The organism is Subdoligranulum sp. DSM 23681 (genome assembly GCF_057005535.1).
On the sequence record NZ_CM168050.1, the window covers coordinates 251,706 to 278,473 of the forward strand.

Genomic DNA, 26,768 nt, shown 5'->3' on the forward strand with positions numbered 1-26,768 from the left:
ATTACAAAAACATAACAAAACGCCAATTATCCCAAAACATCCACGGCCACGTTGGGTGTTTCTGGCAAGGAAGAAACATCCGAGAGGCGTTCCACCTTGGTGACGCTGTCGTGCAGGTTCTTGTAAATCTTTTCATATTCCCGCTGGGTAAAGTCTGTCATGCGCCAGTTGACCTGCGGCAGTCCAACTGCATTTTCGGAAGCTCCCACGCGAACGGTGCTACCTCCATTGCTGCCCCAGCCGCCGGTCTTGAAATACTCATACAGGGCATGCTGCACCTCGCTGGAATAATTCTTCATGGCGCTGGTCAGCACCACACTGTCAGAGTCTGTACAGTCCCAGTCCGTGCCGATGACCACGGCGCCGGTGCCCTGGGCTGCGTCAATGCACTCCTGCAGGGTTCCTTCTCCGGCAGCCATGACCGCCTGCACGCCGCTGCCATACCATTCGCCCATACGCTGGGTCACAACGTCACCGGCATTCTCACTGCCTACATACCAGACTTCCACGCTGGCCTGTACACCCTGGCTCTGGGCGGCAGCATCCACGCCCTGCAGAAAACCTGTGCAGTAGCGCACCGTATCCGGCATGGCTTCGGCTCCCACAAACCCCAGCTTGGTCCGGCCTTCAATGACCACCGCATACCCGGCCAGATACCCGGCCTGTTCTTCACTGAACATCACACAGCTGGTATTGGAGGCCGTCTGATAGGCGGTATAGTCCTCGGTATGCGGTTCCGCATCAAACAGAAGGAAAGATACCGACGGGTCGTCATTCTGTACACTGTACAGCGCTGTCGCCATCTCATCACCGCGGCAGACCACCATGGCGGCACCACTCTGTGCCGCCGTGCGCAGCGCGCTTTCCCTGGCAGCCAGAGAATCCTCCTCTGCCTGATAAAGCTGCGCGGTATATCCGAAGGTATCGGCAAACGCCTGCACGCCGCGCCACAGGGCCGCATCCGGACCAGTCTCCGTGCCGGCGGTATCCGCCACAAAGGCCACGGTGCTCCCCTGCCTGCTCAGCGTAACCTCTTCTTCCACATTATAAACGTACAGGCTGTCATCCACCAGCGGAGATTCTTCCACGGCCTGCGCCCCTGAAGAAGAGGAAGAAGAAGCGGCCGAACAGGCACACAGGGAAACGGCCAGCAGGCTGCAAAGCGCCGCTGTCATTCCATGCCGGATTTTACGAAAACGAGGGTACTGACACATAAATACAGAAAACTCCTTTTAGACGGGGTCCATCTCCAGATTCTGCGGGCCAAAACCGTAAGGCAGCAGTTCGCCGAGCGTTGTCTCGACATAATCCTCCTCACTCTTGGCCATGATCACAATGAGGGACGGACCACCGAATTCATACAGTGCCTGACGGCAGACGCCGCAGGGACCGGTGACCAACGTGTTGGTCTTGCCTTCCAGGCTTCCCACAATGGCAATGGCCGAAAAGCGGGTCACGCCCTCACTGACCGCCTTGAACAGAGCCGTGCGCTCTGCGCAGTTGGTGGGGGTGTAGCCGGCATTTTCGATGTTGCAGCCGGTGAAGACCCGACCGTCCTGTGCCAGCAGAGCCGCCCCCACCCGAAAGTGAGAATACGGCACATAGGCAAATTTCCGGGCCGCAAAGGCCGCCCGAATCAATTCGGTGCGAGTCTCGGCCGAAAGGACGGCGCTCACAGGTCGGCCCCCAGCGCCACCTTCATCATGGCCGTGAAGCTGGTCTGACGCTGTTCGGCGGTGGTGATCTCCGGCGAAACAAAGCTGTCCGAAATCGTCAGCAGGCAGGCCGCGTGTTTGCCCAGGACCTTGGCATTGTGGAACAGGGCAAAACTCTCCATTTCCACGGCCAGACAACCTTTCTCGTCCCGCAGGCGTTCCCAGTACGCCGGTTTTTCATCACTGGGCTCCCGGTAGAAAACGTCGGCAGAATGGATGACGCCCTCAATGAGGGGAATATTCTGGGCGGCGGCGCTGCGGCGCAGAGCTTCATTCAGGGCCTCACTGGGGCGCTGGATCTCGTCGGTGTCACCGGACTGGGTCACGGCATAATTGCTTTCGGAATAAGCGCCGGTAGACAGAAGCACATCAAACAGTTTGGCTTTAGGGGTATAGGAACCAGCAGAACCGATACGGATGATGTTGTCCACCCCGTACTGGGTGTACAGCTCATAGGAATAGATACCGATGGAGGGCATGCCCATACCGCTGCCCATGACGCTGACAGGCCGGCCCTGATAGGTCCCGGTATAGCCCAGCATGCCACGGACATCGGTGACAAGGCGAGGGGATTCGAGGAAGGTCTCGGCAATGAATTTGGCGCGCAGGGGGTCACCGGGCATCAGGACGGTGCGGGCGAAGTCACCTTTTTCGGCGCGATTATGAGGGGTAGACATAGCGGATCTCCTTTTTTCGTTTGTATGCGGTTTTTTCTCTGTCATCGGGAACTCTACCGCTTGGTTTCTATTAGTATACCACATTTTGGCGTTTTGTGCTAAACTGTTTATCAAAAGACCAGCTTTTTCACAAAGGAGATTCTGTCCATGCCCGTTTTACCAACCTGTTGCCATCTGTGTCCCCGGGCCTGCGGTGCCGACCGTGCGGCCGGCAAAACCGGCGTGTGCGGTGCCGGCGGCATCCTGCGGGTAGCCCGTGCCGCCCTGCACCACTGGGAAGAACCCTGCCTGAGCGGCGATCCCAACGCCCCCACCGGCAGCGGCACTGTGTTTTTTACCGGCTGCGCACTGGGGTGCTGCTATTGCCAGAATTACGCCATCAGTCAGCAGGGATTGGGTAAGGATATTGACGAAAACCGTCTGTGCGAAATTTTTCTGGAACTGCAGGAAAAAGGCGCGCAGAACATCAATCTTGTCACAGCCACCCAATGGCTGCCCTGGGTGACGGCTGCCCTGGAGAAAGCCCGCCGCCGGGGTCTGCACCTGCCGGTGGTCTACAATACCGGCGGCTATGAGACCATAGAGACTGTACAGGCACTGAAGTCCTATGTGGATATCTGGCTCACCGATTACAAATATGCCTCCCCTGCCCTTGCAGCGGAATTGTCCCGGGCGGCAGACTACCCCGCCGCTGCGGATGCGGCTCTGTGCGAGATGCTGCGCCAGACCGGGGCGCCGGTTTTCGGAGAAGACGGATATCTGCGGCGCGGGGTGATCGTGCGGCATCTGGCCCTGCCCGGGCATGTGGAGGACAGTCTGGCGGTTCTGCGGCGTCTGGCCGAGATCCGGCAGGAGGTGGGGGTACCGTTCCTGACCAGTCTGATGAGTCAGTTCACCCCCTTCTATCACGCGGATGAACATAAGCTGGGACGGCGCATCACCACCTACGAATACCGCAAGGTGGTGGATGCCGCCATTGCTCTTGGTCTGACCGACGGATATATGCAGGAAAAAAGCAGCGCACGGGAGGAGTATACGCCTCCCTTTGACCTGGAGGGTGTATGATGATCGGTGCTTTGCTGAGTTGCGCCTACTTGGTCCTGTTTCTGCTGGCCGGATTTCTGGCCGCCCGCCGGACCTTGCCGGGAGCCGGCGTCGGAACTGTCGTCGGACTGGGCTGTGCCTTCGGCGTCAGCTTTCTGGCCATACTGCCCGCCCTTTTTGCCCTGTTTCTGGGATTCGCCCTGCCCGCCCTTCTCTGTGCGGGTGGGGTCGGTTTTGTCATGATTGCATGGCTGCTGCTGCGGGGCGGCCCGCTTCCCTCCCTCCATGCAGGGCAGGGTGCCGCTGCCATGTGGGCTTGCGTTCTGCCCATGCTGGTGCTGACTGTTTATCTGCTGCACACCCATGTGCTGCACCTGGTTGACGGAGCCTACCACACCGGACAAAGCTGCTACGGCGACATGGCCATGCATCTGGGATTCATTAAAAATATTGCGGTCACCGGACAGTTCCCGCCGCTGTATCCCCTGCTGGCCGGGGAAAACCGATTTGGCTACCCATTTTTATGCGAATGCGTTTCCAGCGTTTTTCTGGTGCTGGGCAGCGACCTGCGTCTTGCCTACATTCTGCCCATGCTGCCGGCTTTTGTGGCGGTGTATCTGATGTTCTGGCAGCTGGCAAACCGGGTCCTGGAGTCCTCCGCCAAAGCCAGTCTGGCCTTCTGGCTGTTCTTTCTGGGCAGCGGGTTTGGGTTTGTCTATTTTCTGCGAGATAAAGAGACCTTTCTTTCCATCTTCACCGGATTCTACACCACCCCCACCAATGACACCGCCCACAATGTGATCTGGGTGAATCCTCTGGCCGATCTGCTGCTTCCCCAGAGAGCCACCCTGTTCGGATGGTCCCTGCTGTTCCCGGCACTCTATCTTTTGTGGCGGTTCTGCATGGAAAGCCGTCCCCGCCTTTGGCTGCCCCTGGCGGTGCTGGTCCTTCCCCTGCCGTTGATGCAGACACATTCCGCCCTGGCGCTGGTTCTGTGCTGTCTGGCCTGTGGGATCTACACTCTGGCGCATCGGCCGCGGGTGCGCACAGTGCTTCTGCCCTGGTTCTGGCTGGCCCTGGTATGCGGTGTGGTCTGGTTCGCCCAGATGTGGGCCACCGTGTTTGCCCAGTCGGTAAGCGGAGAGAACATGCTGCGCCTCCATTTCAATTGGGTAAACAACGACGGCTCCGGGCTCAAGGACAACTATTTCTGGTTCTACATCAAAAACATCGGTCTTGTATATCTGCTGCTGATTCCCGCCTTTTTCCACGCCAATCGCCGGCAGCGGTGGTTTTATGGCGGCGGGGTTGTGATCTGGGCTCTGGCCGAGTGTGTGGTGTTCCAGCCCAACAATTATGACAACAACAAGCTTCTGTTCATCTGGCATGCTTTGGGCTGTATGCTGGTGGCTTCTCTCCTGTGCGACCTGTGGGGAAGGATGCATTCCCGCACCCTGGGGGTTCTGGGCATGGCGCTGTGCTGCTTTGTGGGCATGTTCGGAAGTGTGCTGACCTTGGGGCGGGAAGCGGTGAGCGATTATCAGCAATGGAGCGCCACCGACATTCAGATGGCAGCCTATGTGGATGCGAATGCCGAGCCGGATGCTTTGTTCCTGACCAGCGACGATCACCTGACGCCGGTATTTTCCCTGGCAGGGCGGCAGATCGTGTGCGGTTCCGGGAGCTTTGTGTATTACCATGGTATGGACTATGCCGACGAATACCACGCCATGGTCAGCTTGTATGAAACGCCGGATGCGGCTGTTTTGCAGGCCTGGGGTGTGGACTATGTGCTGTTTGACAGCGCGGTGTATACCAGGTTCCAGGCCGATGAAGACTGGTACCGGCAGCGGTACACACTGTGGTACAGCGACGACGACCATCGGATTTACAAAATAGACTGACACAATAAGGAAAGCGGGCATCTGCTTTGACGGCAGGTGCCCGCTTTGGTTGGTTCAGTTCATCATGGTCCAGCCGCCCACCTCGGAAAATCCGATACGGTGATAGATGCGTCCGGCGGCCGGGTTATCGTAAAACAAGCAGAGGAATGCCCGCCCCTGGGCAAAGCTGCGGCGGCAGAGTTCCGCCACCACCGCACTGGCATATCCGCAGCCCCGCGCCTCCGGGCGGGTGGCTACTCCCACCACCATGGCGCTGCGGCTGCTGGCAGCGGTGGTCTGGGCCGTGGAGACGAGTTGCCCTGCCCGGAAAGCGCCCATCATCATGCCGCCGCATTTCCAGCACTGAGCCAGTTCTTCCCGCTCCCGGGCATCTCCATGGTAGGAATCGGCAAATTCTTCAATACCGCGCAGCAGGTCCAGCGTCTGGTCCAGATCCTCCGGGCCCAGTTCCCGCACCGTAATACCGACAGGAGTTTGTCCCGCATAAGCAGGGTCCACAGCGTTGCAGCGGCTCATATAGGTGAGTTTGCAGCTTTTCCCGGGGAAATACGGGGCCAGACGGTCCAGCAGCTCCTGCTTGCCGCTGATTCCCCGCACCTTGCGGTCCCGCAGAAATGCGGCTGCGGCCGCCGCGTTGTAATCAGGATTCCGGCTGTACAGGATGTAGCTGTCAAAATATTGCAGGATCAGGAAATCCCAGCCCTGGGGCCCCGGTTCCACCCATACCCGCACGGGAGGCTTGTCCACCCCCACCGTTTCCACATCGCCATAAATGAAAAGGTTGATTTCCGGTTCAGCCGCAATATAATCCAGTACGGCTTGCCGGTCCGCTTCGGTACAGCGCTGCATCAGGCAAATCTCCTTTCGGCACCGCCGGTACGGGCGGTTTACTTTTTGTGCGTTGCCCGCTTTTTGGAGGTCTGGCGGGAAGGTGTTTTGCGAGGCGGATTCTTCTTGCTGGCCGGTTTTGGCTGGGGACGGATGCGTACAAACTGGATGGGGTTGCCATTGGCCAGGATCCGCTCTTCCACTTCCAGTTCCGGGAAAGAGGCCAGAAAACGGTTGAGGCTCTTGGAACCAAAGTTACGCACGTCAAAGTCCGGATACCGCTTGATAAGCTGGTCCCCCACCCGGGAGGTGCGCACCCAACCGGTTCCGTCATCCATCTCATCGATCATACCGCGCACCAGCTTGTACACCGAATCCCGGTTGATGGCGGTATCGTCCCCGGCCGCGGCCATGGCAGCCGCCTCGGCGGCGTCGGTCACATCACGGGCGCCGGCGGTGTCCGGCTCATTGTGATCGCTGTGGTCCAGAATCAAGTCCAGATATTTGAACTGGTCGCAAGCCTTGACAAAGGGCCCCAGGGTCTTGCTCTCCCCCATACCGATGACCAGTTTGCCGGCCTCCCGCAAGCGGGCGGCCAGACGGGTGAAGTCACTGTCCGAAGAGACGATGCAGAACCCATCCAGGTTGCCGGAATAGAGCAGGTCCATGGCGTCGATGATCATAGCCGAATCCGTGGCGTTTTTGCCGGTGGTATAGCTGTACTGCTGCATGGGGATGATGGAGTTGTTGAGCAGCGCATCTTTCCAGCTTTTCAGCCGGGGATCGCTCCAGTCGCCGTAAATTCGTTTGGCCGCCGCCACACCGAAGGAGGCGGCCTCATCCAGAATGACCTTGACGTATTTGGGGGAGATGTTGTCGGCGTCGATGAGAACGGCCAGTTTCAGATCTTCCATCGGGGGCCCTCCTTACTTTTTACGGTCGAAATACATATACACCTGACACGGAATCATGCCGTTGTAAATTTTGCGGCGCTTGGTGGCTTTGCCGCCGAAGTGCTTCTCAAAATCGGCATCGGCGGTGATGGCATACAGACCGGCACCGGGATGGGCGTGCCACGCCTTGCCCAGCACAGCTGCCAGCGCGGCAGCTTCCGCAGCGTCTCCCAGCCGTTCGCCGTAAGGCGGGTTGGTCAGCACAGTAGCGCCATCCCGGGGCACGAAGTCCTTCACATCCGCCACCTCAAAGTGGCAGCGATCCCCCACCCCGGCCAGCTTGGCATTGGCAGTGGCCAGCGCCACGGCAGCGGGGTCAATATCATACCCGAAACCTTCAAAGGCTGCGTCCGGCTTGGCCTGTTCGATGGCTTTGGCCCGCTCGGCCCGCCAGACCTCCGCAGGGACAAAATCAAACTGTTCGGCGGCGAAACGACGGCGCAGGCCGGGGGCAATGTTCAGCGCCTTCTGGGCGGCCTCGATAACCAGCGTGCCGGACCCGCAGAAGGGGTCCTGCACCAAGGTATCCCGACGTACCCGGCCCAGGTCCGCAATGGCAGCCGCCAGAGTCTCCTTGATGGGTGCCAGGGTGGCGTTGCGGCGGTAGCCCCGCTTGTGCAGGCCATCGCCGGAAGTGTCCAGCATCATTTCCACCGTGTTTTTGCGCAGGGCAAACCGCAGCTTGTACAGTTTGCCCGTCTCGGGCAAGGTATTGGTGTGATGGCTGGCCATCAGCCGCTTGACCACTGCCTTTTTCACAATGCTCTGGCAGGCGGGCACGCTGGACAGCTGGCTGGACAGGCTGGACCCCTTGACCGGGAACTGGGCATCTGCGGGGATGATCTCCTCCCAGGGGATGGAGTAAACGCCGTCAAACAGTTCGTCAAAGGTGGTGGCCTGCCAGGTCTTGAGCAGCAGCAGGACCCGTTCGGCGGTGCGCAGATTCAGGTTGGCGGCAGCGATGACGGAAGCATCGCCCTCAAAAATCACACGGCCATCGGTGACTTGCACGTTCTGGGCACCGATGCGGCGCACTTCAAAGGCCAGGGTGGACTCGGTGCCAAAAAAACAGGGAGCGACGAGGGTGTAGGTAGTGGGCATGAGACATCCTTTCGTTGTATGAGGAAACAACCATAGCACGGGCCATCCCGCGCCATGCAAAAAAGGCAGGCCGCACCGCCCGGCCGGTTGGACCAGGCTGTACAGGGCCTGCCGCTGTGTGCGGTTAAGGTTTTGGGAATCAGCGCCGACGAGAATAGCCGCCGCGGCGGTTTTCGGTCACACGCTTGAGGTCCGCGATCTTTTCCTCGCTCTGGGACTTGTAGCGCGCCATCATATCCTCGAAGCTGAGATTCCCCTGCGGCTGCGTGGGTTTGGGCTGCCACACGCGGGGCGGGGCTTCGCGCTTGGCACGCGGAGCCGAACCCTGCTGCCGCTGCTGGTGGGCACCGCCCTGCCGTGCACCGCGTTCGGGTGCGGGCTGCGTGCGTTTGATGGACAGCGCGATCTTGCCGTCCGGCGCAATGGACAGAATTTTGACCTTGACAGTCTGACCATCACTCAGCACGGCAGACAGATCCTGCACGTACTCGTACGAGACCTCGGAAATGTGGACAAGGCCGTTCTTGCCTTCCGGCAAAGAGACGAAAGCGCCAAACGGCTTGATGCCGGTGACTTTGCCTTCGACGATATCCCCAACCTGAAATGCCAAACTATGATACCCCTTTTTCCGGCGAACCCCATGGGGTCCCGCCTGTTTTTATTTCAGAAAAGAGCCAAAGCCCTTTGCTGTTCGGATTATTTGCCGCTGATGTCTCTCCAGATGCGCTCGTTCGGCTTGGAGTAACCCTCATCGCGGGCGATGCGCTCAATGATGGCGTCTTCCCCATCATTCAGCGTGCGCTGCAGTTCCTCGTTCTGGGCCAGCTGGACGTCCAGCTGCGCCTGTACGCCGACCAGTTCCTGCTGCTTTGCGTTGATGGCGATCTGGCAGCGAACCAGACTGTAAACCAACGAGGCACACAGGATCAGGATAAACAGCGGGAGCAAACGCCGCAAGAGTCCGTTTTTTCGGGTCATGTCTGCTCCGCCTCCTTTGCAATGTCGGATATAGCAGATTCATGCAGAATCAATTATATAATATTTTCCTCTGTTTTTGCAACTGTTTTTTCCGCTTTGTTACTTTTTGTGTGCTTTTTTTCGCTTTCAGGGCGATTTTTGTCTGTTTTTTTGTCACATACAGCCGCCGAAGATGCACAAAAGGTGCCGCAGCTGCGTCCTGCACACGTTGGGCCGCAGTCAGAACAGCCCGTCCCATACGGTTCGCCAGCGCGTGCAGGGTCCCGGACACAGCTCCGTGCCATGCCAGTGCGCCTGCCCCCAGGCCAACAGCCATATACCAGCGTGTTCCGCCGCCGGCCGAGGCTGAGGCCGCAAACCCGCACAGCAGGACCGCCGCACAGGCGAAGGCCAGCACATCCCATACAAAGCACAAGAAGCGCCCGTTGCCCAGAAAGATCCCGGCCACATCCCGTGCTGCGGCCAAAAGCAGCCCCAGTCCCAGGCACCACAGCACGTCCCGCCCAACAGCCCAGAGAGCCGGAGCCGCCGCCATCAGCGCAGAAGGCGGGCCAGCAATCCCCCGCTGCTTTCCCGGTTTTCGGCATACTGCAGGAATTCGATCTTTCCGGTAATGTGCACCTGCCCGGTGCGCACCGAAAGTTCTCCGATCTGGATGCCCTGTCCGCCGATGGTCAGGTCCCCTTGGGCCGTTTTGAGTAGGGCTCCGTTTTCATCACAGCTGACAATACGGGTCACCCCGGTGACAGTCAGGCGGGCGCGGTCTTCCAGCTGGAGGGTGTGGGATTTGAACGCCGGGGTTTCCGGCGCCGGCAGAATAGCGGTCTGGCTGGTTTGTTCTGGCATAGAAAAAGCCCCCTTGGTGCGGTATGGTAAAACATATGCACCAGGGAGCCGGGTTATGCCCCTTTTATGGGGCAGGCCGAAAAGTTTTTTCAGCCTTCCAGCACTTCGTACAGTTCACGGGCAACGTCCTTGCCCTTGGGTTCGTCCACCGAAAGCACACGCACCTTGACCGGGCGGTTGCCGAAGGTGATTTCGATCACATCGCCCACCTTGACCGCGTAACTGGCCTTGGCAGGCTTGCCGCCCACCAGGATACGGCCGGCATCAGCCACTTCGTTGGCCAGAGTGCGGCGCTTGATCAGGCGACTGACTTTGAGATATTTATCCAAACGCATGGGTGGGGTTCCTTTCCGCAGAAATGATAAAAAAGACGCCTGCCGGGCCAGACAGGCCGGCGGCAGGCGATGCGCTGAAGCGCTTGATTACTTGACGGCGTCCTTCAGGGCCTTGCCGGCGCTGAAAGCGGGCAGTTTGGAAGCGGGGATGGTCATGGGCTCACGGGTCTGGGGGTTACGGCCCTGGCGTTCCTTGCGCTCGCGCACTTCAAAGGTGCCGAAGCCGACCAGCGACACTTTCTCGCCATTCTTCAGAGCATCGGTGATCACATCCAGCGTGGCGCTGACAGCCTTCTCGGCGTCCTTCTTGGTCAGGCCGGCATTGGTAGCGACGGCGGCGATCAGTTCAACTTTGGTCATTGTTTATACCTCCAAGTGATTTATATGCCAAAAGCGGGTCCTCGAATAGTCACAGTTCCGCCTTTAGACGGTTTGGTTCGGGGTGTTTTGCTCAAACGAATCGTTGTACCGGGACAAGGCCTGCTCCGGATCGATCCCGGCTGCCCGGGCCAGAGCCACTGCCTCAAACAGCAGCTGTCCCACAGCCTGCTCGGCATCCGGACCTTCCCGCGCAGCGGTCTGCGCCAGACGGGCCAAAGCTTCAGGTTCAGGGGCCGGCATCTTTGCGCCATGCTTGGCAGCACGTTTCTGCAATTTGGCGGCACGCATCAATGCAGGCAGCGCACGGGGCACACTGGCCAGATCCGCTGCCAGGGTGGTCCGGCCCTTTTCCATATTCTTGAGCGTATCCCAGTCGTTTATGCCTTCGGAGCCGGTTTGCGGGCCAAAAATATGCGGATGGCGCCAGATCAGTTTCCGGCATACACCGTCACAAATCTGTGTCCAGCCACCATGGCCCTGTTCTTCCTCCATACGGGCATGAAACACCACCTGCATCAGCACATCGCCCAGTTCTTCACACAGAAGTTCGGGGTCCTGCAGGTCGATGGCATCCACCGCCTCGTAGGCTTCTTCCAGAAAGTTCATCCGGATGGATTCATGGGTCTGTACCCGGTCCCACGGACAGCCGTTTTCGGGATCACGGAGAATGGCAATGATGGCCACCAGATCATCGGCCGTATATGGGGATTTTTTCGGATATTCGATCATGTTCTTTCCTGAGGCGGCGAAAAGCGCCGGATTTCTATTGTACAACAGAATTTGAATTCGTCAAGCAAATTTTACAGCTGTGCACCGCAATGGTTGCAGAACAGCGCATCCACATCCACCTTGGCGTTGCAGACGGGGCAAACCTTGGTGAGGTGGCTCTGGGTCTCCTCTTCCTCATCCTCATAGGATTCGCCGGCTTCGTCGGCAGCCTTGGCGGTATCGGCCATATCGGTGGCCTGGGCCGCAGCTTCCTCTGCCTGAGCAGCCTCATCGGCGGTCATGCGGCCTTTGATCTCCTCAATGGCTGCTTCGATGGAAGCGATATGCTCAATATACTTATCCACCAAGGGCTGGTTTTCCTCGCCGGACTTATGCAGGGTATACACCAGAGCGCCGAGCTGACGCTGGGCCTTGGAAAGCTGGGTCTGCTGATTGATCAGGTCCAGCTGGTTTTTGCCCTTATCGGCCAGGTCCAGCGCGGTCTTTTTGGCGATATCAACAAACTGCATGCTCTGTTCTTTGATCTTGTCAAAATCGAGTTCAAACGTCATGGGAAACGCACCTCACATTCGTATGATACTGGGGCGGGCCATGCCCTGCACGACCCGTTGCTATCTGCATTATAGCCGATTGCGCCGCGCTTTGCAATCTGAAAACCGGCGAAAATGTTACGTTTTCGTTAATATTTGCCAGTATCAGCACACTCTACTGTTTACTGTCCAATAAACTCACGCAGCATACTGTCCGCCGGGACTGCCGTACCGGGCAGGGAATCGAATGCGGCAAAGCGGCGGCACAGCTCCTGCAGCCGGTCTGTATATTCCACCGCCGTCATCTCACGGGTATAGTGTCCCCACAGGCAGACTTCATAGCTGAAAGAAGTATCCAGAACCAGATCCGCCCGACTCTTGAATGCTTTGATATAGCGGTCCTCCGACCGGCAGACGTGGGGCCACAGCCGCAGGGTAAAATCCGCATCATGTCCGCGAAACAAAAAGTCCCGTGTCAGGCGGCGGGCCAGACGGATATCCCGGGTGGCCAGGACCCGGGACCCATCCGGTGCAGCGTACTCTTCCCGCAGGCCGGCATAGATATGGATGGCCGCTCCCTTAGGCAGACTGTCCACATCCAGCGCCGGATTGAAGGCATGCAATCCCTCAATCACCACCACGCCGCCCCGGCCGTCAATGTGGCGGGTAGTGCCGGTGGGCTTCTGGGTCAGGAAATCAAAAATCGGGGTATCACAGACACCAGTATCGGCCAGATCCCGCAGGCAGCGGCGCAGGACCGGAAGGTCCAGCGCTTCCACGCACTCATAATCATCGCTGCCGTCCGCCTGCTTGGGATAGCGTCCTTCTCCCACAAAGAAATCATCCAGACTGATGACCGCACTGCGGCGTCCCGACGCGGCAATGCGCTGGGACAGTTTGCGGGCGGTGGTGGTTTTGCCGGCAGCAGAAGGACCCGTGAGCATGATGATCTGTGCACCGCTGTTCAGTGCCGCATGGGCAGCGGCTTCCAGACGGTCGTGATAGCGCTGCTCGCACACCTGCACAAAGCGTGCCTGATCGGCACCGGCCAGATTGATGAGCTCACATCCCACCAGGCGTTTGGGTGGTGTTTGTTTGGAGACAAGCGTCATAGAAGCGTTTCACTCCCTTCTTCCGGTCCAGGACCGTGTCGAAGCGATCAATGTATTCCGTCGGGTATTTGAAATTGAAGATGCGCTCGATCTTGCCGCGGCGCTGCCCCGGCATGACCAGCTTGGTGGAGCCGCCCGCACCGGCAGACAGGATGGTGTGGACCTCCTCCATGATATAAATGTTATACAGGCATTCCCGGCCCGGTTTGCTCCATCCGATGTTTTCCAGATTCTGCAGGGTACCTTTCTGACGATAGAGATAGTACGGGCGGTAGCCGGCCTGATACAGCAGGTCGCAGCTCTGCAGCATGGCCGCCACATCAGCATATGCGGCAGCCCGGTGTTCCATCACCAGGTTGGATGCCCGTTTCAGGGTCAGGGTGTGTACGGTGATGTTCTCCGGGTCCAGAGAGATGGCCGTTTCCAGGCTGCGGCGGAAGCCTTCCACCGTGTCCCCGGGCAGACCGGCGATCAGATCCATATTGATGTTGTCGTGTCCCACGGCCCGGGCAGTGCGGTAACAGTCCAGGATGTCCTGGGCGGTATGCCGCCGGCCAATGTTGCGCAGCACCTCATCCGAGAAGGTCTGCGGGTTGATGGAGATACGGGTGGCCCCGTATTCCTTCAGGATGCGCAGCTTCTCCTCATCGGTACAGTCGGGGCGTCCGGCCTCCACCGTGTACTCCTCCAATTGGGACAAAGGGAAGCTTTCGGCCATCTGTGCCATGAGCTTGCGCAGCTGGGGCGCCGTCAAGCTGGTGGGCGTGCCGCCGCCGATGTACAGAGTACGAACCCGCAGGCCGCATTCATCCACCACCCGACGGGTGGCGGTGAGTTCCCGGCAAAGACAATCCACATAGGGTTCCACCAGGGCCCGGGTGGACTTGTCCCCCACCGTGCGGGAGACAAAGCTGCAGTAACTGCACCGGGTGGGGCAGAACGGAATGCCCGCATACACACTGCAGTCCATAGGCGCGGAGCCTTCCAGCACCGGGCGCTGCAGGTCTGCAATGGACAGAGCCATCTCATAACGCTTGGGGGTGCAGTCGTATTCCTCCAGAAAGCGCTGTCTGATCTGTTCCTCAGTGGCGCCGGCATCCCTCATATCATGGATGATGCGCACCGGGCGAACCCCGGTCATCATCCCCCAGGGCGGGCGGATACCGGTGTGCTCGCAGGCAAGGGTGTACAGCAACCGGCACAGGGCATATTCCCGCTGTTTGGGAGGCATGTCCCGGTCCACCGTGGCGATCTTCCAGTACAGATCCCCGTTCTGGCGCAAATAAACGATCTGGGCCACTGCATGGTCCACAGCAGCAATCAGATCCAGACTGGGGTCATCCAGGGCGCAGTCGGCACCGGCCAGTACCCCATCCGGGAAAAACATACGGGCCACATGTTCGGCCTCGTAACCGGCCGACGGGCCGCGCAAAACAATTTGCATGGGGAGGACCTCCTGCATCAATACCATTCGCCCAGCAGATAGGGATTGCTGCGGCGTTCCTGGCCCAGAGTGGAGAAGCTTTCATGCCCGGGCAGGACCTTTGTCTCGTCCGGCAGAGGCAGATTGGCCACCAGCGAAAGGCTGCGGCGCATCTGTTCCGGGCTGCCGCCGGGAAGATCTACACGGCCGCAGGAAGAGGCAAACAGAGTGTCGCCGCTGAACAGGCATCCGCCGCAGGCCAGACAGACACTGCCCGGGCTGTGGCCCGGGGTATGCCACAGCTGGAAGGTCAGTTCATCCACTGTGACGGTGCCGCTTTCAGGCCAGGGTTCGTCGATGATATCCGGGGTCAGCGGGAACATCTGGCTGCCCTGGGCATCGGCCGGGTCCATCAACACTCTGGCACCGGTCTGTTCCTTCAGGGCGGCCACGGTCCCCACATGGTCATAGTGGCCGTGAGTCAGGAAGATATGGGTCAGGGTGGCACCGGCTTCCTTCAGCGGATCCAGATACCGCGCTGCATCGGCTGCCGGGTCGATGGCAATACCATGACCGGATTCGGTGATGATCAGAAAGGTGTTGGTGCACAGCGGCCAAGGGCCGGAAATATGCAGAAGTTTCATGGAGTACCTCACTTTTTCCATTCGTCGGTATCGATCATGATGGTCACAGGGCCATCATTGGTCAGGGATACCTGCATGTCGGCGCCGAACTCGCCATGCTGCAGTTCCTTCAAAGGCTGTTTGCCCAGTTCGGCAAGAAAAGCTTTGTACAGATTTTCGGCGGCTTCACCCTTGGCGGCCCGGATAAAACTGGGGCGGTTGCCGCGGGAGGTATCGCCGTACAGGGTGAAATTGGACACCACCAGGGCGGACAGACCCAGCTCCGCCGCACTGCGGTTGAGCTTGCCCTGGTCGTCGGTAAAAATACGCAGGTTGGCGCATTTGGCGGCCAGCTTGGGAACGATGGCTGCGTCCTCACCATCGCAGACACCCAGCAGAATGACCAGACCGGGACCGATGGTGCGGGGCTCGCCGCCGTTGACGACCACCGATGCCACGGATACACGTTGAATCACGGCGCGCATGAAGATGTTCTCCTTTTCAATTGACAATCACGGCTCCAGACAGAGCATGAAGTAGCAGGAATCCGCCACAAAGAAGGTCGGCTTGGAATCGTTGGCAAAAATCTGCTGCCACTGGTTCCACACCGACTCATCGGTGGTGACGTAGACCGCAGTGGGGTCGTACCGGCCGCTGAGCAGCAGGGCCGCGGTATCGGCACGGCTCCGAGCAGCCGCCTCATGAGCGCCGGACACCGCGATATCCAGGTTGGTGGGCAAACCTTCCTTGCCGGCCAGGATGGCCAGCAGCCGCAGACGGTCTTCTCGCACTTCCCCAGCCGCCAGCAGCGCACTGCGGCCGGTACCGATGCCCGCCGTCATGGGATGGCAGGCAACGTTTTCCGTGGGCTGTGCCGCAGCATCTGTAAAGTAGTTGTGCTTTTCAGCGGCCACCGCAGACAGATCCCACACCTGCACGGCCAGCAATACCGCCAGCAGCAAAGCAGGGAAAAACGACGATCCGGACAGGCGGCGGCAGGCTGCCCGCAGGGTATATACGCCCCACACCACCAGGCAGGCAGCGGGCAGATAAAACATCCGGCCACTGGCCCGGAAAATGCCGCACAGATCCAGCAGCCATCCGGGCAGAGGAATGGTGAAACTGCTATTTCCCCAGCTGACCCGGTTGCTTACCGCAAACAGGGTCAGAAGTCCGCAGCCCACCGCCGCTGGCCAGTTGCGCTTCCACCAGGTTTTGACCTCCTGGGGAAGGCGGAAGGCAGCGGCGACGGACAGAACCAGGGCCAAGGCCAACAGAGCCAGCACACCCAGCCCCAGATAATTGAACCCGTCATACTGATTGGTCTGCTGGGGCAATACCGGCAGCAGCCGGGACCAGGTATACTGTCCCCGGGAGTAGGGGTTGATGAGGGCATTCAGGTTCATGGAAAACTCCCCGTAGCCCTCCCGGCTCAAGGAGCTTTCGGTTCCGATGGCTCCGCAGAGCACGCCGCCCGCCAGAGCAGCAGCCAGAGCAGCCGCAAAGTCCGTCACGGCGCCGACCCGGCCACCGCCCAGCCGCACGCGGTCCACGCACCAGAGAAGTGCACAGACCATGACCGGCGGCAGGAAATAGGGGTGGATCCCCACGGCGGAAAAGGCCAGCACCACAAGCCACCACCGCCGTTTGGGGGCATGGCCGGTGCGGCGCAGGGCATCCCTGCTTTCCAGATACACATACAGTGCAAACAGGAACAGCCACTGGGATGCCAGCGCCGTATGGCGGAAGGACCGCTCCCACAGAGTAGGCAGGCAGGCAAACAGGCCGCCTCCCAGCAGACCGGTGACCGCCGCCTCTCCCCTGCCGGTCAGGCCGCGGGCGCACAGAAGACCGCCCGCCGCCCCCTGCAGCGCAAAACACCCCAGCACATACAGCCCGAACCACTGGAAAGTGGCAGGCAGGAATCCCCGCAGCAGTTTGAGAAAGATACTGACCCAGGGAAGGCTGTCGGTGTAGGAAATGGCAGTACCGTCCGGCATGGCCACGGTGTCAGCCATCCCCAGCGGAAAGGTCCAATGGGAATTGCGGAACAGCAGCCATCCTGCATAATGCTGCTGGACATCCAGTTCATCGTATCCGCGCAGGATCCAGTTGTCCCAGCTCACATGCAGGGGGGCGGTACCATACACCCACAGGAACACCGCCACGCCGGCCGCCGCCCCCAGCAAAGCAGGGAGCAGCCGACGAAAAGCAGAAGATTTTTCAAGTTGATTTGTCATGTCTTTCAGATACGGGTCACCGACATCACATCCCGGACCTTCTGCAGGCGCAGGACCACATTGTTCAGATGTTCGGTATTATTGATGCCGATGGTCAGAGACATGCGGGCACGCCCCTGGTCCGCGGCGCGGGCATCCATGGAATAGATGGGCACACGCATATCGCCCAGCGCCAGCGCCACATCCGAAACCAGATTGGCACGGTCCATGCAGACCAGTTCCAGGGTAGCTTTGTAATCTTCCCGGACATTGTCTGCCCAATAGGCGCGCACCCAGCGGCCGGCATTTTCGGGGGATTTCATGCTCTCACGCACATTGCCACAGTCTTTTTTATGGATGGACACGCCGAAGCCACGGGTAACAAAACCGATGATTTCGTCACCGGGCAGGGGCGAACAGCACTTGGCAAACTTGATGGGGCAGTTGTCGATACCTTCCACCACCACCCCGGCAGTGGAGTGGACCTTTTTGACATCCACCGTAATGGGTTTGGGCTCGGAGGCTTTCAGACGGTTGTACTCGTCTTTCAGCTTGGGCAGCACACGGGCCATCTGCAGCCCGCCGTACCCGATGGTGGCGTACATCTCCTCCACCGTATTGCAGTGGTTGCGCTTGGCCAGCGATGCCATAAAGTCGTCGTACTGTTCCGCCGGGACGGTCATCAGGTTGCGGCGCATCTCCCGTTCCAGGGCTTCCTTGCCTTCGGCAATATTCTCTTCCCGGCGTTCTTTCTTGAACCAGTTCCGGATCTTGTTCTTGGCCTCGCTGGTCTTGACAATATTGAGCCAGTCGCGGGAAGGTCCGCGATTTTCCGGCCCGGTGATGATCTCGATGATCTCACCGGTGGCAACCTTATGGTCAATGGGCACAATGCGGTTGTTGACCTTGGCCCCGATCATCCGGTTTCCTACCGCCGAATGAATGGCGTAGGCAAAGTCGATGACGGTGGCTCCGGCAGGCAGATTGATCACATCTCCGCGAGGGGTAAAAGCAAAGACTTCTTCCGGCAGCAGGTCGGACTTGATATCACTGAGCAGATCGGTGGCATCTACGCTGGAGCGCTGGCTTTCCAGCAGACGGCGCACCCAGGCCAGACGTTCTTCCAGCTTTTCGTTGCTGGTGGAAATGCCCGCTTTGTACTTCCAGTGGGCGGCAATGCCGTACTCCGCCATGCGGTCCATGTCCCAGGTACGGATCTGCACCTCAAAGGGAATGGCTTCGTGACCGATCACGGTGGTGTGCAGACTCTGGTATCCGTTGGGTTTGGGCGTGGAGATGTAATCCTTGAACCGGTTGGGCAGCGGATGATACATATCATGGATCAGGCCCAGCGCCGTGTAGCATTCCGCCACCGTGTTGATGATGATACGCACCGCGTATACATCATAAATTTCCTCAAAGTCCTTATTCTGCATATACATCTTGCGGTAAATGCCGTAGATGCTCTTAACCCGGTGGCGGATGGTGGCGTTCTCTATTCCGTTATCCTCCAGGTGTTCCCGGATGGTCTGGCAGACATCCTCCAGAAAGGCGTCGCCGTGCTTGTTCAAAAGAGACCGGATGGTTTCATAACCAATAGGGTCCAGATAATGCAGGCTGCGGTCTTCCAGCTCTTCCTTGATGTTGGAAATTCCCAGACGGTGTGCAATGGGAGCGTACACCTCCATGGTTTCCAGCGCTTTGTCCCGGCGCTTCTGCTCCGGCCAGGCATCCCCGGTGCGCATATTGTGCAGGCGGTCACACAGCTTGATGATCATGACCCGCACGTCCTGACTCATGGCCAGCAGCATCTTGCGCAGGTTCTCTGCCTGACGGTCCTCCACATTGGAGAACTTGATCTGCGTCAGTTTGGTAACACCGTCCACCAGAAGCGCCACTTCATTGCCGAACTTGGAGCGGATCTCATCAATCCCCACGGCCGTATCCTCGGCCACATCGTGCATCAGGGCGGCGGCGATGCTCTCACTGTCCATCCCCAGTTCCACCAGGATCCGGGCCACCGAGAGCGGATGGCAGATATAGGGTTCTCCGCTGCGGCGCCGCTGTCCGCTGTGGGCCGAATTTGCCAGTTCATAGGCACGGTCAATCATCGCAAAGTCATATGGCCGTCCGCTTTCGGTCATATCCTGTTTGAGCTGCTCATAGGTAATGGGCATTTTGACTTCGTTTTCCATTTCGGTTCCTCCCCCTGGTTTTGGTTTATCGCTTGCGTGCTGCCGTCGGCAGGGTCACGTTCCCTCCGGCCCTGCCGCCATAGCCCGCAGCTTTTGCAGGATAGGCGCATCATCCAGATTCTTTTTACCGGTGACAGCCGCCGGCATCCAGCGCCCGTTTTGCAGTTCCACCAGTCCGAGTTCATACAAGGCGGTCAGACTGGCCAGCGTTTTGCCGGTGTTCTGCGGCCCGGATGCCGCAAATACGGGCTGCAGGTCATCCGCCGGTACGCCTCCCGCCCGAATGCGACGGTACAGCGTGGCTGTATCATTGCGGTCCGGCAAAAACGCTGCGGCACGATCAGGCGGCAGCGAAGTGCCGCCGCAGACCGCATCAAAGGCCGCAGCCTGACGGGCCGGTTCGTTACCCAGCCCCGCCGGACGCATGGCCTTGCAGTGTGCCGACACCATCGGACCGTTTCTGCCCTGAAAGACGCTGACTTCAATGGCGGCATCCACCACCGCCCCCGGCTGATAGACCAGCTCCTGCGGCGCGGTGCCGAAGACCGAGACAAAGCAGGCTGAATCGCCCTGACGCAGGCGCACCCGGGTGTGCCTGCCTTCACTGCCCAAAGGCCACAAGCCGTCCACCACAGCATTTTCCACCAGCAGAAGCGGCACCGGGTTTCCGCTTCCGAAGGGAGCCAGACGGGACAGTTCCCGCACCGAGGTCAGGTCCAGTTCTGCCAGACTCACGGCTGCGTCCAGTTTGAGAGAGCTGGGTTCCGGCACCGGATATTTCTTAGCGGCCCAGGCATTGACGGCCGCACGGAAAACACTGATTTTTTCTTCTTCCACCAGCAGACCGGCTGCCGCCGCATGGCCCCCGCTGCGGATAAGGCAGGCGGAGCAGGCTGCCAGCGCGGCATGAAGGTTAAAGCCCGCCGGTGCACGGCCGCTGCCGCGGCCTTCCCCGTTTTCGGTGGAGATGACGATAGCCGGACGGCCATACCGTTCCATCAGACGGCTGGCCACAATGCCGATAACGCCGGGATGCCAGCCCTCCCCCGATACCACCAGAACCCGGTCATGGGTGCGGGCAGGATCGGCCTGGATGGTTTCCAGCGCCGCTGCCAGGATCTGCTGTTCCGTCTGCTGGCGTTCTGCGTTGATTTCACTCAGGCGTGCCGCAATACCGGCCGCCTGTTCCTCATTCTCACACAGGAGCAACTTGAGTGCCACTGCGGCCGTATCCATCCGGCCGGCAGCATTCAGCCGCGGGGCAAGGCCGTAACTGACCGTTTCCGCGGTGACAGGCTTGCCGGCATAGCCGGCATTTTCCAGCAGCGCCTGCAGACCGGGCCGCATGGTCTCCTGCAGGACGGCCAGCCCTTCCCGCACCAGCGTGCGGTTTTCTCCGATCAGGGGCATTACATCCGCAATGGTCCCCAGGGCCGCCAGTTCCCCGAACATGTCCAACAATTCGGTGGGGTCGCAGCCTTCCAGAGCGGCACAAAGTTTGAATGCGACCCCGGCACCGCACAGGAATTTGAAGGGACTTTCGTCATCGGCCCGGTTGGGGTCCACCACGGCCACAGCCTCCGGCAGTTCCTCCCCCGGCAGATGGTGGTCGGTGATGACCAGATCTATGCCCAGCTCCTTTGCGCAGCGGGCTTCCTCCACAGCGGCAATGCCGTTGTCCACCGTCACCACCAGCGTGTATCCCTTTTCTGCCAATCGCTTGAGTATATCGGCATTCAGGCCATATCCCCCGCCTTCCCGGCTGGGCAGTTTACAGCGAACCTGCGCCCCCTGGTTGGACAGACACTCAAACAGGATGGCCGTTGCCGAGACGCCGTCCACATCGTAGTCGCCAAAAATGACGATGGGCTCGCCTTCTTCCACCGCACGCTGGATGCGTTCCACCGCCTTGTCCATGTCCTTGAGCAAAAAGGGATCGGTCAGTTCATCCCGACCATCCAGAAGGTGATGCGCGGCTTCGGCCGTATGGACCCCGCGTGCCGCCAGCACACGGCTGAGCAGCACGCCGAAGCCTTCGGCGTGCAGGGCTTCGGCGTCCTGATCGGCAGCTTGATTCAACTGCCAGGCACGGTAGTTCATAGCGGTTCTCTCCTTATAAATTCACAATCATACGGTCTTGGTCCCGGTGCCGAAATCCTGCCCGAAATCATGTGTCAGGCCGTCCTGGCGCAGCATGGTTTCCAGGGTATCGATCTCGGTGGAAACATCCAGGCTCACATCCTGCAACAGCGTTTCGTACAGCTTGGTGTAGGCCAGATTCAGGGTGTGCAGGATGCCGGTGATCTCGCCGCGGATCTTGTCAGCGGCAGCCGCATCCGTATCCCCCAGGCCCAGGGCTGTGTCCAGCAGCTTCCGGGTGGTGGGCAGATAGTATTCCCGGAACCGCCGCAGCCGGGGCTGCTGGTCCGGATGGTTATGGGCAAAGCCCAGAATGGCACCGCAGGTTTTCTGCATGGCGATGATCTCTTCATCGGCGGTCTCTCCCAGACGCCTCCGGCAGGCCCGCAGGTAGTTGAGAAAGTCCACACCCTCCCGGCGCAGGCTGTCCGCCGGAACCGGTTCCGGCTTGTCCTGCAGCACCGGTTCCGGCTGGGGTGCCGGCGGAGTGTACAGGGCATCGTTCAGGTAAAGGGTCTTCCCGTCCGAAGAGACCAGCGCACCGGGAATTTTTCCGTCTGCGATGGCTTTTTGCAGTTCCTCCCGGACCCGGTCCTGTGGCTGCATGGTATCCCGGGCTATGGCAGAAATGTCCCAGGTCCAGTCCCGGACAGCCCGCAGATAGCCCCGCAGCCGATTGTACCGGCCCCACAGCCGGACACCGAAGACCCCCATAACGCTGAACCCGACCGCCATCGGGGCAAAGCAGGCCGCCAGCACGGGAAAAACCACATGTTCTTCGGGCAGCATGCCCATAGCCTGGGGGCCTACCATGGCCAGAATGAACATGACCAGCGCCGCGATGCCGAAGCCTCCGGCGAAGATCCAGCCTGCCACCGCCATACCCAGATAGCCGTCCTGATCGCTGTTTTTCAATTTGCGGTCCATCCGCTGGCGCCAGGTTTCAAAAGGGACATTCTTGTTTTCCACGCCACGGCTGCGGATGGCATCTCCCACCGACTGGACCACGCCGGCCAGACCGTCCAACATGCCGGACCCGATCTGGGTGCCGGCCTGCACGATCTCACTGACCGCATCGTCCAGATCCGGAATACTTGTATAATATCCCCGGGGTGAGGTATTTTCTTGCTCTTGGGCAGGGCCGTCCGGGTCCTGATAGGGATTTCTGGGAGGCATATCGTTTGATTCCTTTCCTTTTTTGCGGGTACGTTTTTTCAGCCGCGGGGCGGCGCGCTGCGTTCCATCAGGGCAGCGGCGCAGCGCAGGCCGTCCACGGCGGCGGTCATGATGCCGCCCGCATAGCCGGCGCCCTCACCGCAGGGGTATAATCCCGGCAGGGAGAGACACTGGAAATCCTGCCCCCGCACCAGCCGCAGCGGGCTTGAGGTACGGGTCTCCAGGCCGGTGAGCACCGCGTCGGGGGCACGGTAAGCGGCCATCTTGCGGCCGAAAGCGGTCAGCCCCTGGCGCAGGGCGGCGGATAGTTCGTCGGGCAGAAGGCTGCCCAGATCACAGGGCACCACGCCCCGCGGGTAGGTGGGCTGCACGGCGCCCAGGTCCAGGCGGCCTTTTCCCTGCAGGAAGCTGCCCACCGTCTCGGCGGGCGCAGCGTAGCTGCCGCCTCCTGCCCTGAAAGCGGCCTGTTCCAGCTGCCGCTGGAAAGCCACCGCCTTGGCGGGGTCGTTGTCAAAGTCCCGGCCGTCCACACTGACCACCACCGCCGCGTTGGCGTTGCGGCCATCCCGGGCATGCAGGCTCATGCCGTTGGTGACGACCCCGTCTTCCTCGCTGGCCGCGGCGCAGACGGTGCCTCCGGGGCACATGCAGAAGGTATATACGCAGCGGCCGCCATCCACATGCTGGCTGAGCTGATACTCGCCCCGGGGCAGCGCCGGATGTCCGGCTGCCCCATGATAGAGACTGCGCTCGATTTCGGTTTGCAGATGTTCCGCCCGGAAACCCACCGAAAACGGCTTGCATTCCAGGGGCAGACCCATCCGGTCCAGCATGGTGAAGGTATCCCGGGCACTGTGCCCCACAGCCAGGATCAGCTGTTCACAGGCAAACTCTCCAGCCGTGGTCATCACCCCGCAGACAGAGCCGCCGCGGGTCTCGATCCCGGTGAGTTTGGTGTTGAAGAGGACCGTGCCGCCCAGGGATTCGATCTCCGACCGGATGGCCGCAATAACGCCCCGAAGCAGGTCAGTACCCACATGAGGCTTCTGCCGCCAAGCAATGTCTTGCGGCGCACCGTGTTTGAGGAAGGTCTCGGTGACATAGGCACACAGGGCATCGCCGGTGCGGGTGGTGAGTTTTCCGTCCGAAAAGGTACCGGCACCGCCTTCCCCGAACTGAATGTTGGCCTCCGGGTCCAGACGGCCGCCTGCTTCAAAGGCGCGCACCGCCTGCACCCGCTGTTCCAGGGCAGGGCCCCGTTCCAGCACCAGGGGGCGGTATCCGTGGCGTGCCAGCAGCAAGGCTGCGAACAGCCCCGCCGGTCCCAGGCCCACCACCACCGGACGGTGAGCCAGCGGATTTTTCCCTACCGGAAAATGAAATTCCGGCTTGCGTGTGAAACAGACACAGGGCGAGGCCCCGGCCAAAGCCGATTCCTCACCCTCGTCGTTGAGCGTGATGGCGACGGTGTAGACCAGAACGGGGGTTCCGTGTCGGGCATCCACCGAGAGTTTTGCGATGCCGCCGCCTGCTGCGTTTCCGGCAGGCAGACGGAGGATCCTGCGTGCCCGCCGCACGGCCTCTGCCTCCGGATCGGAGCAGGTCAGCGGCAGGCGGATATTGCGTACCAAGAGCACTTTCGGGTATTTTCTCCTTCTTTTTTACTGTGTGGTGATGGCACACTGCACCGTGTAGCTGCCCACCGCAAAAATACGGCTGGACGAGGGGATCTGGATGTTCACGGGCAGTGTCTGCTGACCGGCAGTGACCGAGATGCTCTGGCAGTCCACCTGTGCCATCACATTGTCCGCCGAAAGCTCGGCGATCTCATCCGCCGGACCATACAGGGTCACATTGCTGATACGGCTGGTCAGCACATCCACCTGGGCGTCGCTGGGCACATTGATGACCCGGATGTTGGAGACATTCAGGGTGGTGCTGGTCATATTGGTGGTGTCAAAGGTCAGCGTAACGGTGGTGATGCCATCCTGGGATACGATGCCGTCCGGCAGTTCCACCGCCAGCTGGTAATCCCGGTCAAAGGCAAAGCTCTGGCTCAGGTCCAGACTGGCCACGCTGAGCTCATTCAGTTTGCTGATCGTCCGGGCCGGTCCCGCCACCCGCAGGGTACTGCGGTCCAAAGAATATTTCAGGCTGGATACATCAAACCCGCTGGGCAGGCCGATGAAATCCACGGTCAGCGGCAGTTCCCGCACCTGCAGTACATTCAGGGTGACGGCGGCAGAATCACTGTCCATGGTGGTATATTGCGGTGCCACCGCATTGCCGTTGGCATCCCGCATTTCCAGTCCGGCATCCAGGGTGATGGAATCATCCAGCTTTTCATCCGAAGCCACGGTGGCCACCACGGAATCGATCTGTTCCAGTTCGGTGGTGGGACCGGTCAGGGTGACTTCCGCAGGGACACAAGAGGCGCTGTTCAGAATAAATCCATCCGCAATGGCGATCTGGGAAGTGTCCGCGGTGACCCGTACCGTCTTTTCGCTCACATTGTCAAATACGACCGTGACGGTGGTCGGATTCTCCACCGTCAACTCAATGCCAAGGTTGTCATAATCCGAGGTGATGAACCGTGCTCCCAGTTCCAGGGTCACGGTTCCGGCACCGCGCACGGTGGAGTACTTGGGATAAACCATGATATCGCTTTCCCGGATGCCGCCGATAATGGTGCCGCTGCCTTTGATGCGTACGGTCACATTGGAGACGTCCGGAGTTTCCACGATATCCAGCCCCAGGCTGGTATAGGTGCTGGACTGGTAGGTATAGGTGATGGAATTGATGGTAACAGTCTTATCGCTTTCCTGGTCAAAATACATGGTGACAATCAGCCAGGCCAGCACGGCACAGGCCAACGCCGCGCACCACAGAACCACCGGGTAATCCCAGATGGTGCGTTTTTCCCGCGCCTTGGGCGCCACAGCGGGCTGTTCAGTTTTCTTTTTGTTGAACGGCATGCTTCACGGCACCTCCTTTGCCAAACAGCCGGGACCACACAGGGGTCTTCTGTTCTTCCTCCGATTCGGGCGGAATGATCTCCTCCTGCAGCAGATTGAACAGGTTCTGGCGGTCCAGGCGACGGATCAGAACGCCGTTTTTGGCCAACGAGATGATTCCCGTCTCCTCACTGACCACGATGACCACCGCGTCGGAGTTTTCACTCATGCCCAGACCGGCGCGATGTCGGGTACCCATGTCCTTGCCCATTTCCAGGTTGTTGGAAAGGGGCAGCACACAGCCGGCCGCCACGATGCGCCCGTCCCGGATGACCACGGCACCGTCATGCAGCGGAGTTCCTTCATAAAAGATCGTGCCCAGCATCTCCGGAATAACATTGGCCGAGAGCGGCGTCCCGGTCCGGATGATCTCATCCAGGTTGTTGTTGCGTTCCAGCACCATCAAAGCGCCGGTGCGGGTATCGGACAGCTGTTCGGCGGCGTCGCAGATGGCCACCACCGCGCTCTGCCACACCGCCCGCAGGGAAGGGTCGGTGCGGCGGATGCTGAACAGGCGGCCTGTCCAGTTGGCGCTCTGGCCCAGGCGTTCCAGCGTGCGGCGCAGTTCCGGCTGAAACAGTACCACGGCGGCAATAAAGCCGACCTGCAGGAAATTGTTCAGCAGCCAGCGCACGGTCCGCAGCTCAAAGAGATAGGCCAGCGCAAAGCAGACCAGCGCCAGCATCAGACCGCGCACCAGCTGGCCCGCACGGGACTTGCGCGCGAAGAGGAACAATTCATAAAAGGCGAAGGATATGACCAGAATATCAACCAGGTCACGCACGCCGAACGTACGCAGGTTGCTGATCACACCGCTGAAAAAATCGTAAATGCCGAGCATGCCGG

27 protein-coding genes are annotated in these 26,768 nt (G+C 59.9%); 2 read left to right on the top strand and 25 right to left on the bottom strand.

Going from position 1 to position 26,768, the window contains the following annotated elements; genetic code table 11:
• Positions 1-26: 26 nt before the first annotated feature.
• From AC127K_RS01255 to deoD, 3 genes are all read right to left on the bottom strand, one after another.
• Positions 27-1,088, bottom strand: a complete 1,062-nt coding sequence (locus AC127K_RS01255) for a BMP family lipoprotein (RefSeq protein WP_483721274.1) — start codon at positions 1,086-1,088, stop codon at positions 27-29.
• Between the two features lie 144 nt (positions 1,089-1,232).
• Entirely contained in the window at positions 1,233-1,676 is a 444-nt protein-coding gene (locus AC127K_RS01260) for a cytidine deaminase (protein WP_483721275.1), read from the bottom strand.
• The gene (deoD, locus tag AC127K_RS01265) at positions 1,673-2,392 is read right to left on the bottom strand and encodes a purine-nucleoside phosphorylase (protein ID WP_294542620.1); all 720 of its coding nucleotides are present in this window, start codon (positions 2,390-2,392) and stop codon (positions 1,673-1,675) included. The genes AC127K_RS01260 and deoD overlap by 4 nt, the downstream gene beginning before the upstream one ends.
• Positions 2,393-2,539: 147 nt before the next feature.
• Between deoD and AC127K_RS01270 the strand changes: the two genes are divergently transcribed.
• Positions 2,540-3,457 carry a radical SAM protein gene (locus AC127K_RS01270; protein WP_483721276.1) on the top strand — a complete coding sequence of 306 codons (918 nt, stop codon included), beginning with the start codon at positions 2,540-2,542 and terminating at the stop codon, positions 3,455-3,457.
• Positions 3,454-5,340: a hypothetical protein gene (locus tag AC127K_RS01275; protein WP_483721277.1), complete on the top strand. Its 1,887-nt coding sequence runs from the start codon at positions 3,454-3,456 to the stop codon at positions 5,338-5,340. The genes AC127K_RS01270 and AC127K_RS01275 overlap by 4 nt, the downstream gene beginning before the upstream one ends.
• 54 nt (positions 5,341-5,394) lie before the next feature.
• Here the strand turns inward: AC127K_RS01275 and AC127K_RS01280 are convergent, their stop codons facing one another.
• The 22 genes from AC127K_RS01280 to cdaA form a co-directional block, all read right to left on the bottom strand.
• Positions 5,395-6,189, bottom strand: coding sequence for a GNAT family N-acetyltransferase (locus AC127K_RS01280; protein WP_483721278.1), 795 nt, complete (start codon positions 6,187-6,189; stop codon positions 5,395-5,397).
• A 38-nt stretch (positions 6,190-6,227) separates the two neighbouring features.
• Positions 6,228-7,082: an NYN domain-containing protein gene (locus tag AC127K_RS01285; RefSeq protein ID WP_294538420.1), complete on the bottom strand. Its 855-nt coding sequence runs from the start codon at positions 7,080-7,082 to the stop codon at positions 6,228-6,230.
• A 12-nt stretch (positions 7,083-7,094) separates the two neighbouring features.
• Positions 7,095-8,222, bottom strand: coding sequence for a THUMP domain-containing class I SAM-dependent RNA methyltransferase (locus tag AC127K_RS01290; RefSeq protein ID WP_483721279.1), 1,128 nt, complete (start codon positions 8,220-8,222; stop codon positions 7,095-7,097).
• Between the two features lie 139 nt (positions 8,223-8,361).
• A complete protein-coding gene (locus AC127K_RS01295; RefSeq protein ID WP_294538416.1) occupies positions 8,362-8,832 on the bottom strand; it encodes a S1 RNA-binding domain-containing protein in 471 nt (156 codons plus the stop codon).
• Between the two features lie 86 nt (positions 8,833-8,918).
• Entirely contained in the window at positions 8,919-9,200 is a 282-nt protein-coding gene (locus AC127K_RS01300) for an FtsB family cell division protein (RefSeq protein ID WP_294538414.1), read from the bottom strand.
• A gap of 49 nt (positions 9,201-9,249) precedes the next feature.
• Positions 9,250-9,516 carry a hypothetical protein gene (locus AC127K_RS01305; protein ID WP_483721280.1) on the bottom strand — a complete coding sequence of 89 codons (267 nt, stop codon included), beginning with the start codon at positions 9,514-9,516 and terminating at the stop codon, positions 9,250-9,252.
• A 218-nt stretch (positions 9,517-9,734) separates the two neighbouring features.
• Entirely contained in the window at positions 9,735-10,046 is a 312-nt protein-coding gene (locus AC127K_RS01310; protein ID WP_483721281.1) for a YabP/YqfC family sporulation protein, read from the bottom strand.
• A gap of 89 nt (positions 10,047-10,135) precedes the next feature.
• The gene (locus tag AC127K_RS01315; protein ID WP_294538405.1) at positions 10,136-10,381 is read right to left on the bottom strand and encodes an RNA-binding S4 domain-containing protein; all 246 of its coding nucleotides are present in this window, start codon (positions 10,379-10,381) and stop codon (positions 10,136-10,138) included.
• Positions 10,382-10,468: 87 nt separating this feature from the next.
• Positions 10,469-10,741, bottom strand: coding sequence for an HU family DNA-binding protein (locus AC127K_RS01320; protein WP_294538402.1), 273 nt, complete (start codon positions 10,739-10,741; stop codon positions 10,469-10,471).
• Between the two features lie 63 nt (positions 10,742-10,804).
• Positions 10,805-11,491 carry a nucleoside triphosphate pyrophosphohydrolase gene (gene mazG / locus AC127K_RS01325; RefSeq protein ID WP_483721282.1) on the bottom strand — a complete coding sequence of 229 codons (687 nt, stop codon included), beginning with the start codon at positions 11,489-11,491 and terminating at the stop codon, positions 10,805-10,807.
• 71 nt (positions 11,492-11,562) lie between these two features.
• Complete coding sequence (locus AC127K_RS01330) at positions 11,563-12,042, bottom strand: zinc-ribbon domain-containing protein (protein ID WP_483721283.1); 480 nt, start codon at positions 12,040-12,042, stop codon at positions 11,563-11,565.
• 161 nt (positions 12,043-12,203) lie between these two features.
• Positions 12,204-13,133 (bottom strand): uridine kinase family protein, encoded by a 930-nt coding sequence (locus AC127K_RS01335; RefSeq protein WP_483721284.1) that lies wholly within the window; start codon positions 13,131-13,133, stop codon positions 12,204-12,206.
• Complete coding sequence (gene hemZ, locus AC127K_RS01340) at positions 13,084-14,577, bottom strand: coproporphyrinogen dehydrogenase HemZ (RefSeq protein WP_483721285.1); 1,494 nt, start codon at positions 14,575-14,577, stop codon at positions 13,084-13,086. Before hemZ ends, AC127K_RS01335 begins: the two co-directional genes overlap by 50 nt.
• 17 nt (positions 14,578-14,594) lie before the next feature.
• Complete coding sequence (locus tag AC127K_RS01345; RefSeq protein ID WP_483721286.1) at positions 14,595-15,200, bottom strand: MBL fold metallo-hydrolase; 606 nt, start codon at positions 15,198-15,200, stop codon at positions 14,595-14,597.
• Positions 15,201-15,208: 8 nt separating this feature from the next.
• Positions 15,209-15,664, bottom strand: coding sequence for a D-aminoacyl-tRNA deacylase (gene dtd / locus AC127K_RS01350; RefSeq protein WP_483721287.1), 456 nt, complete (start codon positions 15,662-15,664; stop codon positions 15,209-15,211).
• A gap of 27 nt (positions 15,665-15,691) precedes the next feature.
• Positions 15,692-17,419, bottom strand: a complete 1,728-nt coding sequence (locus tag AC127K_RS01355; protein ID WP_483721288.1) for a DUF6311 domain-containing protein — start codon at positions 17,417-17,419, stop codon at positions 15,692-15,694.
• 5 nt (positions 17,420-17,424) lie between these two features.
• Positions 17,425-19,593, bottom strand: a complete 2,169-nt coding sequence (locus tag AC127K_RS01360; RefSeq protein ID WP_294538379.1) for a RelA/SpoT family protein — start codon at positions 19,591-19,593, stop codon at positions 17,425-17,427.
• A 54-nt stretch (positions 19,594-19,647) separates the two neighbouring features.
• The gene (gene recJ / locus AC127K_RS01365) at positions 19,648-21,693 is read right to left on the bottom strand and encodes a single-stranded-DNA-specific exonuclease RecJ (RefSeq protein ID WP_483721289.1); all 2,046 of its coding nucleotides are present in this window, start codon (positions 21,691-21,693) and stop codon (positions 19,648-19,650) included.
• A gap of 27 nt (positions 21,694-21,720) precedes the next feature.
• Positions 21,721-22,908 carry a hypothetical protein gene (locus AC127K_RS01370; protein ID WP_483721290.1) on the bottom strand — a complete coding sequence of 396 codons (1,188 nt, stop codon included), beginning with the start codon at positions 22,906-22,908 and terminating at the stop codon, positions 21,721-21,723.
• A gap of 38 nt (positions 22,909-22,946) precedes the next feature.
• On the bottom strand, positions 22,947-24,545 hold the full coding sequence (locus AC127K_RS01375; RefSeq protein WP_483721291.1) for an NAD(P)/FAD-dependent oxidoreductase: 1,599 nt from the start codon (positions 24,543-24,545) through the stop codon (positions 22,947-22,949).
• A gap of 24 nt (positions 24,546-24,569) precedes the next feature.
• Complete coding sequence (locus tag AC127K_RS01380; RefSeq protein WP_294538366.1) at positions 24,570-25,883, bottom strand: CdaR family protein; 1,314 nt, start codon at positions 25,881-25,883, stop codon at positions 24,570-24,572.
• The gene (gene cdaA / locus AC127K_RS01385; protein WP_294538364.1) at positions 25,858-26,763 is read right to left on the bottom strand and encodes a diadenylate cyclase CdaA; all 906 of its coding nucleotides are present in this window, start codon (positions 26,761-26,763) and stop codon (positions 25,858-25,860) included. Before cdaA ends, AC127K_RS01380 begins: the two co-directional genes overlap by 26 nt.
• Positions 26,764-26,768: the final 5 nt, after the last annotated feature.